The 15,562-nt window shown below is 54.9% G+C and carries 14 protein-coding genes, 1 pseudogene and 1 riboswitch; of the genes and pseudogenes, 1 reads left to right on the forward strand and 14 read right to left on the reverse strand.

What is annotated here, in order from left to right:
- Nucleotides 1–37 precede the first annotated feature (37 nt).
- The 12 genes and pseudogenes from BR83_RS0101485 to BR83_RS14720 all read right to left on the reverse strand — a co-directional run bounded on the left by BR83_RS0101485 (nucleotide 38) and on the right by BR83_RS14720 (nucleotide 13,389).
- Nucleotides 38–1,015: a GTPase gene (locus tag BR83_RS0101485; protein WP_027355594.1), complete on the reverse strand. Its 978-nt coding sequence runs from the start codon at nucleotides 1,013–1,015 to the stop codon at nucleotides 38–40.
- 125 nt (nucleotides 1,016–1,140) lie between these two features.
- Nucleotides 1,141–1,788, reverse strand: coding sequence for a lactate utilization protein (locus BR83_RS0101490; protein ID WP_027355595.1), 648 nt, complete (start codon nucleotides 1,786–1,788; stop codon nucleotides 1,141–1,143).
- Nucleotides 1,789–1,884: 96 nt separating this feature from the next.
- Entirely contained in the window at nucleotides 1,885–2,280 is a 396-nt protein-coding gene (locus BR83_RS0101495; protein WP_027355596.1) for a DUF1284 domain-containing protein, read from the reverse strand.
- A gap of 180 nt (nucleotides 2,281–2,460) precedes the next feature.
- Nucleotides 2,461–2,784 carry a hypothetical protein gene (locus BR83_RS0101500; protein WP_242655785.1) on the reverse strand — a complete coding sequence of 108 codons (324 nt, stop codon included), beginning with the start codon at nucleotides 2,782–2,784 and terminating at the stop codon, nucleotides 2,461–2,463.
- Between the two features lie 126 nt (nucleotides 2,785–2,910).
- Nucleotides 2,911–3,009: riboswitch (cyclic di-GMP riboswitch) on the reverse strand.
- A 174-nt stretch (nucleotides 3,010–3,183) separates the two neighbouring features.
- Nucleotides 3,184–4,152 carry an NAD(P)H-dependent flavin oxidoreductase gene (locus tag BR83_RS0101505; RefSeq protein ID WP_027355598.1) on the reverse strand — a complete coding sequence of 323 codons (969 nt, stop codon included), beginning with the start codon at nucleotides 4,150–4,152 and terminating at the stop codon, nucleotides 3,184–3,186.
- Nucleotides 4,153–4,157: 5 nt separating this feature from the next.
- On the reverse strand, nucleotides 4,158–4,892 hold the full coding sequence (locus BR83_RS14700) for an enoyl-CoA hydratase/isomerase family protein (RefSeq protein ID WP_051617719.1): 735 nt from the start codon (nucleotides 4,890–4,892) through the stop codon (nucleotides 4,158–4,160).
- Between the two features lie 250 nt (nucleotides 4,893–5,142).
- Nucleotides 5,143–6,585, reverse strand: a complete 1,443-nt coding sequence (locus BR83_RS0101515) for an amino acid permease (RefSeq protein ID WP_027355599.1) — start codon at nucleotides 6,583–6,585, stop codon at nucleotides 5,143–5,145.
- Between the two features lie 190 nt (nucleotides 6,586–6,775).
- The gene (locus BR83_RS16260) at nucleotides 6,776–8,347 is read right to left on the reverse strand and encodes a methyl-accepting chemotaxis protein (RefSeq protein WP_051617720.1); all 1,572 of its coding nucleotides are present in this window, start codon (nucleotides 8,345–8,347) and stop codon (nucleotides 6,776–6,778) included.
- Nucleotides 8,335–9,465, reverse strand: a pseudogene (locus BR83_RS17480) (diguanylate cyclase). The gene BR83_RS16260 and the pseudogene BR83_RS17480 overlap by 13 nt, the downstream one beginning before the upstream one ends.
- 14 nt (nucleotides 9,466–9,479) lie before the next feature.
- Entirely contained in the window at nucleotides 9,480–10,418 is a 939-nt protein-coding gene (locus BR83_RS14715) for a PAS domain-containing protein (RefSeq protein ID WP_034634198.1), read from the reverse strand.
- A gap of 315 nt (nucleotides 10,419–10,733) precedes the next feature.
- On the reverse strand, nucleotides 10,734–10,877 hold the full coding sequence (locus BR83_RS16555) for an MBL fold metallo-hydrolase (RefSeq protein ID WP_242839599.1): 144 nt from the start codon (nucleotides 10,875–10,877) through the stop codon (nucleotides 10,734–10,736).
- A 70-nt stretch (nucleotides 10,878–10,947) separates the two neighbouring features.
- Nucleotides 10,948–13,389: a DNA internalization-related competence protein ComEC/Rec2 gene (locus tag BR83_RS14720; RefSeq protein ID WP_034634201.1), complete on the reverse strand. Its 2,442-nt coding sequence runs from the start codon at nucleotides 13,387–13,389 to the stop codon at nucleotides 10,948–10,950.
- Between the two features lie 214 nt (nucleotides 13,390–13,603).
- Between BR83_RS14720 and BR83_RS0101540 the strand changes: the two genes are divergently transcribed.
- Nucleotides 13,604–13,846, forward strand: coding sequence for an alpha/beta-type small acid-soluble spore protein (locus tag BR83_RS0101540; protein ID WP_027355600.1), 243 nt, complete (start codon nucleotides 13,604–13,606; stop codon nucleotides 13,844–13,846).
- Between the two features lie 92 nt (nucleotides 13,847–13,938).
- On the opposite strand, the gene BR83_RS16270 is transcribed toward BR83_RS0101540, so the two are convergent.
- Together BR83_RS16270 and BR83_RS0101550 are read right to left on the reverse strand one after the other, a co-directional pair.
- The gene (locus tag BR83_RS16270) at nucleotides 13,939–14,652 is read right to left on the reverse strand and encodes a lytic transglycosylase domain-containing protein (RefSeq protein WP_051617722.1); all 714 of its coding nucleotides are present in this window, start codon (nucleotides 14,650–14,652) and stop codon (nucleotides 13,939–13,941) included.
- A gap of 239 nt (nucleotides 14,653–14,891) precedes the next feature.
- Nucleotides 14,892–15,554: a helix-hairpin-helix domain-containing protein gene (locus BR83_RS0101550; protein ID WP_027355601.1), complete on the reverse strand. Its 663-nt coding sequence runs from the start codon at nucleotides 15,552–15,554 to the stop codon at nucleotides 14,892–14,894.
- Nucleotides 15,555–15,562: the final 8 nt, after the last annotated feature.

Raw genomic sequence — 15,562 nt, forward strand, 5'->3', positions numbered from 1 at the left:
TCCCGGGCGATCCGGGCAAACTGCTCCCTCATTACTTTTAAACCAGCAACTCCACAATGTCCCTGTCGTGCAGGATATATTCCTTGGGCACATTCTGCCCGGGAAAACGAGCCGACCCCCAGATACGGGCCCCGCGCAGGGTCTTTAAGAAATCTTTATGAATACTTTCTGCTAAATTTAAAACGGTGCTGCCGCGGGGCAAAATGAAGGGACGGGTCAGATCCGGAGCTTTACCCGGAGCCCTGGTAAAAACACGAATGACCTCCAGCACTGCAAACAACCTGGTTTTAAGCTGCTCCAGGTTGAGACCTGTTGCGGCAGAAACCGGCATAACCTCCAGATCGGCGGGTAGTAATTCACGCAAAAGCATAAGATTTTCCTTCCCCTGGGGCAGTTCGGCTTTATTAGCCGCGATGATCAGGCGGTGCGGCGGTATGGCCCTGACCCCCGGGGGAATTTCGTTGCGGATAATCTTGCGTTCGTTTAACAGCCGCAGGGAATTTTCCAGCTGTTCCAGGCAGTCACCGGCACAACTATCAATCACCAGCAGCAGGGCATCGGCGTTACGCAGCAAACCGGCCAGCCCCGGGGGGAATCCCTCGGCGGTAAGGGGCGGGGTGTCCACCAGCTGGATATAAATTTCCTCGTATGGCATCATACCGCTAAAGGGCAGGGTGGTGGTAAACGGGTAGTCCGCCACCTTTACTTTGGCCCTGGTTAAAGCCCCCACCAGAGCTGATTTGCCGCTGTTGGGATAACCTACCAGGGCCACCTGTCCGGCTCCCTGTTTTTCAACATGAAAGGGATCGTGCCTCCCGGCACTGGTTTTCTTCTGCCCCTCCTCCCGCAGGCGGGCGAGCCGGCGTTTGAGGTCGGCATGAAGTTTTTCTGTACCCTTGTGCTTGGGAATTACAGCCAGCATTTCCTCCAGGGCGGCAATTTTTTCCTCTATGGTAGTGGCGTTACGGAAAGCTTCTTCGGCAGCATGATACTGGGGAGTCAGGTTGGCAGGCACTGACCATCCCCCCTTTGCAACATTAAGCTTTGCCTTTAGTTTAGCATGAAATATACCCTGCTAAAAAGACCCGTAATGGTGGAGTTCCCAAAGCAAAAGGGCAGGTGCAACATCCCTCACCTGCCTTAAAGCCCCAGATCCTCGTTAACCACCAGCACATGCAGATCTGTTAACCTGGGCTTTTTCTCAATTACAGTCATTACGCGGCAAATGCGGTCGGGTGAATTGCAGTCCTGACAAAAACCTGTTTTCGCACAGGGAGTGTTCTTTTTCAAGCGCATGGCATTGGGGGGAGCAGCAAATCTCTTTATTCGTTTTACTGCTTCCTCCAAATCTTCAACGATTTTATTTCGCCCGGCCACCACAATAACTTTTTTAGGCCCAAAAAACATTGCTCCCACCCTGTTACCCGTCATGTCAATATTCACCAGCCAGCCGGACAGGGTAAGGGCGTTGGTACCCGAAAGAAACAGGTCGCTGGTTAACTGGCGGCGCATAATTTGCAGGCTTTCCTCGGCACTAAGGCCGGGCTTCCCGTGAATGAGCAATTCTTTCCCCATCCCTGCCAGCTTGTCCAAAACCCCCAGCTCGGTTATGGTCATGGAACCACCCAGGCCGATGGTCCGGGCGTCCCGGGCTTCCTGTAAAATATAGCTGGCCGCCTCCTCCCTGGTGGGGCAGAAAACAGCCGTAAAACCGTTCTTATTTAAAGCCTGTACCGCCTTCTGACACCTTCGTTCGTAATTCCAGTTAACCATCTCTGTTACTTTCATAGCCACAACCCCTTTCCGATAATTAAAAAGTCTATAAATAAAATATATCATTAACTTTAGGCCCGGAGTTGACCAATAACCCCGTACCTTTTGAGCTCAAACCAATCCCCAGTTCTTCTTTTTTTCAATGCAAACTTCTTCCCACCCGCAACCCTTACAGAAGGAGGCCAGCCACTCCCGGGAGACAGCCATTACCCTGGCTTTTATATCCTGCCAGCGTACCTTCGACCCGGTTTCAACACCGAGGTACCCCATTGCCTGAGCGTCCATCTGCCTTATTTCCGCATCTGCTCCGGGCCAGGAAACGCACTCTTTATCCCGGAGCGTCGGGCAGGAACGACAAATATCGTCCGGGCCACTTACCACCAGTATTTCTTCGCCCCCTTCAGCCCTCATTAAAACCCCTTCCAGATTTTCCACAAATCTCTTATCATATCCTTCTCCACGATAAAATTGGAGGCAAATCAGGTGGTGTCCCCTTAAGGAAATCACGGCAAACGCTTCCCTTCTAACTGGCTTTTTTATCCACTAAAGCTTGATGGTATTACCTTAAAAACCCTTTAAGGGATTTCCGGAAAGAAGCCGTTCCCTACGATGTGTTTTCTCCGGACCCTGGCAAATATCCTGCATCACCGGGTAATTAAACGGCCAGTGCTAACTGTAAACCTCCGGCTATTTTCTCTCCGCAACCCTGTATTTCCTGTTCCACTCCGACACGCATAATACACTGCAAAATTTCCGGTTTTCTTTTTCGGTGAAAAAATCCGCGCCACAGTAGAGGCATTTACATTGTCTTAAAGGCTTTTTCTTTTCCGGTGGCACAAAACTTCCATACAGGTATTCCCGGAAGGAATGAATGAAAGCGCCCACGTCCACCGGCCCGTATTCATTGGCCCGGACGAGACAGCGCAGAAATAGACCGGCCAGCTGCCGCTCACGCTCGCTCAAATTAAACCCCACCGCAGGCCACCCCACCTTTAAAACCAAACGCTTCACCTGTCCTCTCTGCGAACAGTTTTTGTAAACTGTTTTTGCCCTGCGACAGTGTCCCCCACCCTTTCATGCTTTAAAGTAAAAAAGCCGCAGGGAGACAGGCACATGCTTTCCTGCGGCACTTTTCTCCCTTGCAACCCAGCCGTCATAGTCCCCGGGAGATACCACGGAAACCTTAGACCTGTGGCTTTGCGTCCCCGGCTTTCACCAGGTTTGCCCGCTGGGAGTGGCTAAATTTCTACTTATGTTGTGCTTATTTTTATTAAATCAACAAAACTTTTCCCTGTCAAGAAAATTTAGTCGAATTATACAGCTTTTGTATCCCGGGTCTTCTAATAACAAGAGATATAAATAAAAGAGAGCATGTTAAACAATTTAACAAATTTGATTAGATTATGAACATTACTTCAGCATCCCCTGGAGCCGGGCCAGTATTTCTTCGGCCCCGCTGACCAGTTCTTCAATTACTTCTTTAACCGGTTTGATTTCATAAACCAGCCCCACACACTGGCCCATGGCAAATGTCCCTCCCTCGAGATCACCCTCAAACAATGCGCGGCGGCCCACCTGACCGCTGATTATGGTGAGCAATTCCTCCAGGGTTGCTCCACGGGCCTCCATCTCCAGAACCTTTTCCGCAGCAGAATTCTTTATTACCCGGGCAGCATTCCGGATGGAACGCTGGATGATGACCGTATCCGTTTCCCGGGCTTTCACCATCCACTCTTTTAAATTGGTATGGGCCAGGGATTCTGTGGTGGCCACAAACCTGGTACCCATAACCACCCCCTCGGCACCCAGCGCCAGGGCAGCCACAAAACCGCGGGCGTCGGCTATACCGCCGCCGGCAACAACCGGTATGGATACGCTATCAACCGTCCTGGGCGTTAAAACCATGGTGGTTACGTCATCCATGCCGGGATGACCGCCGCATTCAAATCCCACGATGGTAACCGCATCTGCCCCCACCCGCTCGGCCTTTTGAGCATAGCGGACAGCCGGCACCTTGTGGATCAACTTAATTCCCGCCTGTTTCAAGTAGGGAACATATTCCTCCGGACTGCGCCCGGAGGTTTCCACCACGGGCACCTTTTCCTCAATCACAGCCTCAAAATAAGCGGCCGTCTTATCCCGGGGCCCAACTTCGGGCAGCATGGAAATATTAACTCCAAACGGCTTGTCGGTTAAAGCCCTTACCTTGCGGATTTCTTCCACCAGGGCTTCCTTGGTAGGGTGCGTGGCTGCTGTAATAATTCCCAGCCCGCCGGCATTGGAAACGGCAGCTGCAAATTCGGCCCTGGAAAGCCACTGCATACCCCCCTGAATAATCGGATACTTGATTCCCAGCAGCTCTGTAATTCTGGTCCGCATTATCTCTACCTCCCACCAAAGGTCAATCTGACGGCTTCCATAAAATCCACCGCATCATGTTGCACCGCAGTGCAAAAGTCGGTATCCAGGTGACGGTACAGCATTTCCCTGGTCATGCGTATGGCATGTTCCTTTTTAGAAGCCAGATCCCTGGCCAGCTCCATGGCCGCCGGCATCAGCTGATCATCAGGGACCACCCGGGACACCAGGCCCATTTCCAGCGCTTCCCGGGCAGTAATGGTGCGGGCGGTCAGGCAGAGGTCCATGGCCCTGCCCAGGCCCACGATCCTGGGCAGCATGTAGGGGCTGGCAAACTCCGGAACAACTCCCAGCTGGGTAAAACGGAAACATATGGTGGCGCTTTCAGCAGCCATCCTTATGTCGCACATCAGGGTAATGGTTGCCCCCAGGCCTACTGCCGCACCATTGATGGCGGCAATGATTGGTTTTTTGAATTCACGCATCAGAGTAATTTCCTGGCCGGCTCCTCCCCGGGAGAGGGAAGCCTCAAAACTGGCAACCCCCTCGCTAAAAGACTTTAAGTCCGTCCCTGAACTGAAGGCGGGGGGAGCACCGGTGAGGATAACCACGCGGATGGAATCGTCTTCGTTAACAGCTCGCATAACCTTCAGATACTCATCATGCATTTGCCGGTTCCAGGCGTTGCGCACTTCCGGCCGGTTCATGGTCAGTACCAGAATCGAGTCCCTGACATCATAAAGGAAACATTCCAGGTTCAATATCCGCACCCCTTTCCACGAGCTTATTGCCGCCAGGTTCTTGTTGCAAGAACCATACCGATTCATCGGGCGTACGGAACCATATTCCCCGGTCTACTCCATACATCTATAAATTATCCCGGCCTAAAAAATCGGGAGGTGGACCGTAAACCCACCTCCCGTTACTCAGCTGCATCATGCCTCCCTGCATCACCCAAACATCAGAAGCATCCCATACCTGCCCGGGCTAAAATTAGGCCGATGCATGATGTTATACCTGCGGGGTCACCCTGCGCCGCCTGATGAAAAGGAAAAATATCATGGTATACACAAGTGACAGAACAACCCCGCTTACCATCCCGGGAATCTGGCTGCGGGAAAGAGGAATCGAGGCCAGCACAACCAGTAAAAGCAAAAGGGACATCAGGGGCAAATAAGGATAACCGGGCAGGACAAAAGGCCCCCCCGGGCGCGGCAGCTTCCGGCGAAAGCTGAGATATGTTACTGTTATTACCACCCAGTTGAAGAGGGAAATAAAACTGCTGGCACTGGCCACATAAAGAAATACCTTCTGCGGAAGCAGATAAGCCAGGATGACAGCAATGCTTAAAAATATGCCGCTGGCCGCCAGCGCCCTGGTGGGAACACCCCGGCGGTTTGTCTTTAATAAAAACCGGGGAGCCTCATCCCGCTCAGCCAGAGATTTTAGCATCCGGGTAACCCCAAACATGGTGGTGTTCATGCTGGAAAGTACAGCCGTTATAATAACAGCGTTTAATAGATGACTGCCAAAAGGAATGTGCAACTTTTCAAGAACCACGACAAAGGGACTGGAATTGACCGGAACAGTAAACCAGGGCAATAGTCCAACCAGCAGGAAAACAGCACCGGTATTTAAAAAGGTTACGGCCAGCCCGGTACCCACAACGGCCCTGGGTATGGTACGCCTGGGATTGGTAGCCTGTGCCGCCGTCATACAAACCACCTGAATACCCGAATAGGCAAAAACAACCAGCAAAAGGGAAGCCAGAACCCCTTTTAAGCCATGGGGGAAGAACCCTCCATGGGCAAAATAATTTGTAGCTCCAGCAGGCTCCAAACCCGGCCACAGCCCGGTTAATACGGCCAGCCCGGCCAGGATAAACACCAGCAGGGCCAGTATTTTTACGCCCGAAAACAACCCTTCAATGCTGGTGAACCTGCCAATGTCCAGCAGGTTAGTGGTAATGATCAACAGGGAAAATAACAGGCTGAAAAGCCAGAGCGGCCAGCCGGGCAGCCACCAGTGCATCAACAGTGCGGAAGCCGTGACCTCTGTTGCCATACCCAGCACGCCCGCAGACCAGTACATCCACCCGGTGACAAATCCCATTAAAGGACCCAGAAAGCGGTTGGCGTAATCACTAAAAGCCCCTGTGGATGGGCAGGCAGACTCCATCTCGGCCAGGTAAAGCATAACCGGTATAACTATAATAGCGCCGGCCAGGTAGGATATGATAGCCGCCGGTCCGGCAATGCGTATGGGAATCCCGCTGGCCACAAAGATACCTGCTCCAATAACACCGGACAGGCCAATCATGATGATGCCCGCAGTACCTATTTCCCTTGCGGGCATTACCAGCCGAACGGCCCCCGAACGCGGAGCCAGTTCCAGAGATGCCTCTTCATTTACCCGAATCCTGGAATCTTGTTGCCGCGATTTTTGAACAGCCACAAAAATTTTCACCTGCTTCTTTTTATCTTTATTTTAACCGCACAGCATCGTGGCTATCAGTGGCCATCATTTAACCCTAAAAAGCAAAAACCCGTGGGATTCTGAACATTTCCCGCGGGCTGTCGGCAAAAGGTGAACGGAAGTCTGGAAGATGAAAATTAAACCAGATGATAGCCACCATCTACTCTCCTCAGGCCAGGCGGAAAACACTCACCCCGGCGTTCAGGTTCTCCGCCCGCCTGGCCAGTTCCTGCGCCAGCTGTGACGATTGCTGGACGGCATGTTCAATGTCCTGGGTGGCACCGCTTAACTGCTGGCTGCTCTTGCTGAACTGTTCGACAACCTGGGCCACCTCACGAATAGACTGCAGAACCTCGGCGACCCGGGTCAGGATCTCGTGCAACTTCTTTCCAGTGTCCTCTACCGATTCCACACCCCGCTCCATGGCTGCGGAGGATTCCTCCACTGCCTTCACCGCCTGACGGGTATCCTGCTGGATGGACTTGACCAGCTGTTCTATTTCCCCGGCCGCCCTGGCACTGCTCTCGGCCAGTTTTCTCACTTCTTCGGCCACCACAGCAAAACCGCGCCCGTGCTCGCCGGCCCTGGCTGCCTCGATGGCGGCGTTCAGCGCCAGCAGATTGGTCTGGTCGGCAATGCCGGCAATGGTCTCGGTGATGCTGCCGATTTGTGCCGAACGTTCGCTGAGCACCTGCATCAGCCTGCCGTTTTGCTGGACGATACGGGCAATTTCCCCCATTCGTACCGTGGCCGCTTCCACAGCTTTGATACCCTCTTTAGCCGCATCCTCTACCTGGCCCGAAGTCCTGGCCACCTGTTCGCTGCTGGCAGCAGCCTCCTGGGCACCCGCGGAAATCTGGGCAGCCGTAGCGGCCGTGTTCTGGGTGACCGCTTGCAACTGTTCGGTACTGGCAGCCAGTTGCTGGCTTTGAGCGGCCAGTTCGGTGGCCGTTTCGGTTACCTTACCCACCAGGGTACGGAGTTGCTCGATCATCCGGTTAAAGGCAGCAGCCAGTTCACCTATCTCATCGCTGCGCCGGATTTCTACCCTGCCGGTCAGTTCTCCCGCAGCGGCAGCCGCAGCGGCGGAGGCCAGCGTGGCGGCCGCCCGCGCCACCCGGCTGGCCAGCCAGAGACAAAGGCCTGCCCCCACCACCAGACCGGCCAGAGTAAAACCTATGGCCGCAGCCCGGGCGGGTTTAACCCTGGCCATAACCCGTTCCTGCAGGGAGGCAATTTCATTGCCCCGCTTGCTCTGGTAATTCTCGATTGTTTGGAACATTTCGTCGGCCAGGTCCTTTCCCCGGCCCGCGGCTGCTTTCAGTGCCGCTTCACGGTTCCCCGAGCGGGCCGGGACCATCACCTGGTCACGCACAAAATCGTCGTAACGCCTGCTGGCTTCGATCATCTGCCGCACCAGGACTCTGTTTTCCTCGCGGCGGGTAATGCTTAAAAGGTACTCCAGGGTTTTGGCCTGCTCGGCCGTAGCAGCCTCCCACTGGCTGTAATAGTCGGGAATGCCATAGAGGAGATATCCGCGGGCATAGTTGCTTTTCTGATAGCCCAGCTCGGAAGCCTTAAAAGCCAGCTGAATCCTTTCGTTGACCGTCTTCACCTCATCCAGGTCGGCCAGGCTCCGGTCTACCAGATATATGACCAGACTACAGACCAGTAAAGCAAAAAGAGCAGCCACGGCAAAGCCGCTTAAAAACTGTGCCCGGAGTCCTTTCAGCTTGAACAAATGTCATCCCTCCGTTCCTGCTTATTTTCCGGCGATGAAGCCCCGGACCGGCTCTCCTCCAGTGCTCCTTCTTCTACTGCGCGGACAAATCTTTGAACCACTTCCGGGTCGAACTGGGATCCTTCATTGCAGCGCAGTTCCCGAAGAGCAGCGGGGATGGAAAGTGCCCGGCGGTAGGGCCGGTCCACCGTCATGGCGTCAAAGGCGTCGGCCACGCTAACAATGCGGGCAAAAAGAGGTATTTTCTCACCTTTTAAGCCTGCGGGGTAACCTCCGCCGTCATAACGTTCGTGATGATGCAGCACGATCTCGATCACCGGCCGGGGAAGAGAAAAAGGTGACAGCACTCCCTCCCCGTACTGCGGGTGCTTTTTCACCTCCTCCCACTCCTCCGGATCCAGGGGCCCTTATTTGGTGAGTATTTGCGGGGGAACGCATACCTTGCCGATGTCGTGAAGCACGGCTCCCATGCACAACATCCGCATTTCATCGGGAGAAAGACCCATTTCCCGGGCAATTAACCGCGTATATCTGTTAACCCTCTCGGAGTGGTTGTAAGTATACTGATCCCGCATGTGCAAAAACAGAAGGTTTGTGCGCACAGCGACCAGAAGGGCCTCCCTCTGTTCCGCCCGCACGGTTTCTTTCAATTCGGAGAGCGCACTGTGGTAGAGCTCCACCCGGTTGCGTGTACCCAGCTTTGCCACATAGAGGGCCTCGTCCGCGCCCTTAACCAGCAGGCTTGCCGAGCTCACCCCTGCACAGGTGGTGTCGGCTACCCCGATGGATACGGTCAGGCAGTGCCCGGGCAGTACCTCCCTCCCCGGGAAGGGGTGGGCTTCAATTTGCTTCCGCAGCCTTTCGGCAATTTGAAAGGCACTTACCCCGTCGGTATTGGGGAGTACCACGGCAAACTCGTCACCGCCGTACCTGGCCACCAGGTCCTCTGAGCGCACGTTCTTCTCCAGCAGCCGGGCAAATTCACGCAGGAGCCCGTCACCGGCAAGGTGGCCCAGGGTGTCGTTGTATATCTTGAAGTAATCCAGGTCGAGCATGATGAGGGCAAGGGGCTGTTGTTCACGCAGCGCTTTTGCCACCAGAACTTCCAGATGTTCCATCAGCGCCCTGTGGTTTAAAAGCCCGGGAGCCCATCACGCCTGGCCAGCTCCTTCAAGGCGGCTTTTTCCTCCTCCGCCCTCTGCTGTGCGAGCCACTGGGCCGTGATGTCCCTCAACACGGCCACGCCGCCCCGCACCCGGTCATCCCGCTCTTTCAAGAGAATCACGTCCACGGAGAAACATTTCGTACACCCGTCGGGGGTCTGCCACAAGACTTCCCGCCCGGTCACTTCTTCACCTCTTTCGATGCGGCGGGCCAGGAGCGCTCCCGTCGGTCCTGCAGCTTCCAGGGGACGCCCCGCCAGCTCTCCGGGGGTCTTACCCGCCAGACCGGCAAAAACCGGGTTGGCCAGAGCTATCCTGCCGCGGCGGTCACCAACCAGCACGCCGTTGCGGGTACATCTGACCACCAGGCGGTTCACCTCGCTCTGGCGTAAAAGCCAGACCCAGAACAAAACCATTATAATTACACTCACTAAAAACGCACTTCCACTGGTAGCTGCCACAACCCTGAAGAGGCGCTGGAAATCCCTATTGGACAGCAAAATTTCTTCCTTCAACCTGCTGCGCTGATAATTGTCATTTTCCAGGGCTAAATCCTCGAGCTCGGCACGGAACGCGGCACGCTCTTCTGGAGGCCGGGAAAGAAAAAGATCAACGGCTGCAGCAAGATCCCGGGAGAGTTGCTGGCCCTGGCGTGTGCGGGTCAGCCCGGCCAGGCGCCGGGCATAAGACCGCATCAGCTCCTGATCCGACTGTGACAGTGTTCTGCGGGAAGTGAGTTCCACCAGCCGGGACGACAGGATCAGCTTCTCCATCCTCTCGCTAAAAGCCCGCTCCGTCTGCCGGAAAGCCAGGTGGAGGTAGACCAGCTGAAAAAAGCAAATGGCAAACAACACCATGACGACCCCGGCGAGCACGCTCAGTCTTTGAAGCCTTTCTTTTGAAGTCATCGGCCTTTCCCTCCCCGCAGCCGTTTCCTTATAAAGCAGTGCTTATTACAGAGACCAGAAGATGATCGACTACAGGCTGAACAGTAGGAACGATATAATTTTTACTTGTGAATGTTTACACCTTCACATATATGTTTAACGTTACTCATTAGAATATATAAAAAATTATAGCGATTAATTACAACTCATCAGCAGGCAGCATCCACCTCCAGGCTCTTTTACCTTATTGGACATCGACAACACTTTTCCTGCCGTGGATAAAAATATAAAATAAAAAATAATAACTTGCTGCGGTCAGCACAATATTTTTCCCTTCTACTCCGGGAGCTCAAGCTCATGGGCCACCACTTCGGCCCGTAATTTCTCTTTAAGATAAGCCAGCCCTCCCGTATGGTCGATGTGACCGTGCGTCGCTATAAGATATTTCACTGTAAAGGGGTCGAAGGCAAGCTTCTTCAAATTGCCGATCAGGTCGGGGGCACTGGGCCCCAGCCCGGCATCAATTATGGCCAGCTTACAAAATTATTAATTAAGCCGCCTGGCGCAGGCGGCCCGTCCGGACAAGGATACGTTTGCCGTCCGTGCGGAGAATAACCGCCCCGTCCAGGTCGGTGCGGTAAACCTTAACCGGCAGCCGGGCCAGGTGTTCCAGGGTTTCCGGGGCGGGATGCCCGAAATTGTTGTGCCGCCCCACGGATATCACCGCCACCTCCGGGTATGTTTTTTCCAGGAAAGAGGGGAGCAGGTAACGGCTGCCGTGGTGGGGTATTTTGAGCACGCTGCACCCCGGGTCAACCCCTCTGTTTACCAACGCTTGCTGGGCTTCCACCTCCATATCCCCGGTAAGCAGCAGCACTTTTTCTCCGTACTGGACCCGCAGTACCACCGAAGCATTGTTGAGATCGGATCGGGTGCCGGTGAGCAGCGGGCGGGGAGGCCCCAGCACCCGTATCTCCAGGGCCGGGTCCAGGTGCAGGCGGTCTCCGGCCGCCACCGCTTTTACCGGCACGCCCCGGGCGGCCAACCCGGCAATGGTTGCCTTGTAGGCTAAAGGAACTCCGTCATTATTCTGCTGGCGGGAAGTTGCAGGATGATTCCCCGTCCCGCCCACCGGTGACACCAGGACCAGATCCACCGGAAAGGCTTCAACCACCGCCTTCATTCCCCCGGCATGATCTTCGTGGGGATGGGTGAGCACCAGCACGTCCAGGTGCCTGACGCCCAGGCGGCGCAGGTAGGGTACCACCACCTTTTCCCCCGCCCCTTCCCCCGTTTCCAGTTCCCCCGGCCAGCCCCCGGTATCCACCAGCATGTTCTTGCCGCCGGGAGTCTGGACGAGAATACTGTCCCCCTGGCCCACATCGATGAAATGGACCACCAGTTGTTTTTCCCCGGGACTTTTAAAGAGAAAAATAGATATCAAAAGTCCTCCGCCCATGAAAACCACCGGCAATAAGCGGTGATGGCGGCTGAAAAATTGGCGCAAAGCGGCCCGGCCCTCGTTTGAGACAAGCAAAACTCCCAAAAACAAAAGGGGATACCAGGCCACCACCAGGAAAAAAGGCGGCGTGGGAACGTAGATTACCGAACCGGGCAGGGCCCGGCAGAGGGATACCAGCTTTATAAACAGGTCCAGGAGCAAAGAGGTGCTGATGTTTATGAAGCCGGCCAGGGCGGGAACAACCAGGCCAAGAAGGGAAGAGGCCGTGCCCAGGGCGAGAATCATTCCGGTGAGGGGCACTGCCGCCAGGTTGGCCAGTAAGGATACCGGGGAAACCAGGTTATAGTACCGGGCAGTCAGGGACAGGGTGGCCAGCTGGGCGGCCAGGGAAACCCAGAGGGCCGCCCTTAACCACGTATGCCGGATGACATTTTTTAATAGCCCGTCCAGCACCGGTCCCAGGTAGAGGATGCCCCAGGTGGCAGCAAAGGAAAGCTGGAACCCGATGTCATAGAGGGAGAGGGGCCTGACGATCAGGCTGACCAGGGCTGCCGCAGCCAGGGTGGTGGGCCAGTCCCGGGAACGGTCCAGGTGGTGGGCCCATAGAAACATAAGGGCCATGATTGTAGAGCGGGTTACCGCCGGGCCCAGGCCGCATAAGATGGCGTACAGGAGCAGGGCAACGCTAACAAGGGGGGCGGTGAGGTTAAAGGGCAGGCGTACCAGCCTGACCAGGGCCAGCGCCCCGGCCAGAACAAGACCCACATGCAGCCCGCTGACGCTCAGAATATGCACCACACCGGACTCGCTGAAAAGCTGCCACGTCTTGCGATCTATCTGCCCCTGGCTGCCAAAAACGATGCCGTTTATAAGGGCGGCCTTTTCTGGAGGCAGGGTTGCCTGGCTCACCGCCAGGAGTTTTTCCTTCAACCGCAGGATTCCCCGCACAACCGGGTTCCCGCCGGTACCCTTTTTCTGTATGGAAGCCGGCTCGCGTACAATGAGAATTGCCCCCACACCCCGGCGTGCCAGGTAGGCACGGTAATCAAATTCTCCCGGGTTACCTGCATCCGGCGGACGAACCAGCAGGCCATGCAGGCTAAGGTAATCCCCGTAGGAATAAACAGGACCGGGAGCGTCAGCCCGCACCAGAACCGGCGTCTGCAGTTCCAGGGTTTCCCGCCCCATAGATATTCTACGGGCTTCCAGCCAGTAGTAAACCCGGTCCGGGCGGATATCAGCCTCCCGGCTGACCACGCCCTCCAGAGTTACCCAGTGCCCGGTATATTCATCAAGGACAGGGCTGACCCTGCCTTTTTCCACCGTGGCCAGAGTGAAACCAAGGGCCAGAAACAGGGCCAGCATGATCCACCGGTTAAAAGACCAGTGAAAAAAATACCCCACCACGGCCGCCAGCAAAAGGATAAGACAAAGCGAAAAGGCCACACCCGGGTGGCACTCCCGGGCTTCCGCCAGAGAAATACCGGCTGCAAAAGCGAGGGTCAAAAAAACCAGGGGCCTGGAAACCAATGATCACACCTCTAAAAAAAGGGCATTACTTTTTATAAACTGTTCTCGGCCTCTACCTCATTTCCTGTCGTCATATGCATCATCTTTCAGTTGGGAAATCTATTTTTTACAGGGTAAAAACGTTGAAAAATTTTATGGCTTTACCAGCAGATAAAAATTTTTTCTTGTATATAACCGGACCGCTGAAGCATTCTAATCCTGAGGTGATTATTATATGGGACACAAGAAGGATAACGATAAACTGCGTACAGAAAGGCAACTGGACAGGCTTAAGTGGGAAACGGCCAAGGAACTGGGGCTGGAAGATGATCTGGCCAATGCCGGGGATGAATTAACCGTACGGGAAGCGGGCAAAATAGGCGGCAATATGGTTCGCAAGCTGGTAAAAGCAGGGGAGGAAGCGCTGGCTGAAGAGGGTGACCGCAAGGCTCTCTTAAATTTAAAGGATGACTTTTAGTTGATAAGGGTAGGGCTTCATACCAAAGCCCTACCCTGCTTTTTTACCCTTCAATCCGGGGTAACCGTTTCCTCCTGAAAATATTGATAACCTCAAACCAGGAACTCGTATCTTGCAGCAGCAACCCGCTGGAGGTACTGTTGCGTTTCGCGGTATGGAGGTATGCCGCCATAACGCTGCACTGCTCCCGGACCGGCATTATAAGCGGCCAGGGCCAGCTCAACATTCCCGTTAAACTTCTCCAGCAAGGATTTCAAATAGCGCGCCCCACCCTCTAAATTCTCCCCGGGGTCCAGGGGATTGCGCACCCCCATGGCTGCTGCCGTGGCCGGCATAAGCTGCATCAACCCTACCGCACCGGCCGGGGAAACGGCATGGGGATTGAAGCTCGATTCCACCCTGGCCACCGCCTTGAGCAGGGCCGGTTCAAGGCCATATTTTGCCGCCACCCGGTCGAACAGGGCATCATACCTACCGGCCCCGGACGGTCGCTCGTTGCTGCCGGCAGCAGCCGGTTTTTGCTCCCTGTTTCCCTCCCCGGACAGCAATAAGCTCAAAGCTGTCCATAGAGGTAAGATTTCCCCGTTCCCTGCCCCAAGCAGTAAAAAGAAAAGCGTTATTGATAGGGGGGAAATATCACCAGCAACCTGTTTTCCCTCACCGGTCTTTTCATTTTTCAAAGACGATTCCAGAGCAGAGGCCAGCATGAAGGCAAAGGCTTGATCCGGGGCAGCGGAAATCCCGCCAGGCATATTGTTCTGCAGGCTAGCATGATCAGGAATAAGACTTGCCACGGGAACGAACACAAAAATTCCCTCCTGAAAAACCAGATCAACGAAAACAGTTAATATGGTTAATTGGGATACCGTCGAAAAACCGGAACTGGATGGATGGCGGCCTTCCCCAAGGAGCGACGTTACTGAAGGCCGGCAACGAAACACGACACCGCCGGGGCTAACAAAAGGCAGTGCAAATTACGCTCCGTTTAGCCCGCAGCAAGGAGCGACGGGGGAGGACCGCTGACCTGAATATTTTGCAACAATATCTAATAAACCGTTATGTAATCCTTCAGCTGTTCATACCTTTTTTCTCCAATGCCCGATACATTTTTAATGTCTTCGGGCACTTTAAAGGGGCCGCTGGTTTCCCGGTACTGGATGATGCGCTGGGCCAGGGAGGGCCCGATCCCGGGCAGGGTTTCCAGCTCCTCCTGGCTGGCCGTATTGATATTTACCAGTGAGCCGCCGCTCCCGGAAACCCGCGGGTCAACTACCGGCCGGGCAAAGGGGTTTCCGGACGAAGTAGCACTTACAGGAGCGGGGCGGGACAGGCCCTGCCCGGGCATAACAACGGCATCGTTACCCGCTTGTTTTAACGGCACAACAATTTTTTGACCATCCGTTAAAGGAGCAGCCAGGTTTAAAATATCCAGGTCCGCCTCGGGAAGAGCAACGGCCATTTTAATGGCGTCCTGCACCCTGGCGCCGGGTGACAGGCGGTATACTCCCGGCTTTTCCACGGCACCGGCAACATGGACAAGCATCTCCCCTTCCCCCGCCGGATTTTCCCGGGACTCCGGCTGCTCCAGCACCGGTTTCTCAAGGCTCGACCCCTGCTGCCACAAGGCGTAGCGGTATCCCCCACCAAAAATCAGTACGGCGGCAATGATCAAAATAATCAGCTGATGTCGCCTTGAAATTTCAAACACCGCCCTTG

The sequence above is a fragment of the Desulfofundulus thermocisternus DSM 10259 genome (assembly GCF_000686645.1).
GTDB lineage: Bacteria > Bacillota > Desulfotomaculia > Desulfotomaculales > Desulfovirgulaceae > Desulfofundulus > Desulfofundulus australicus.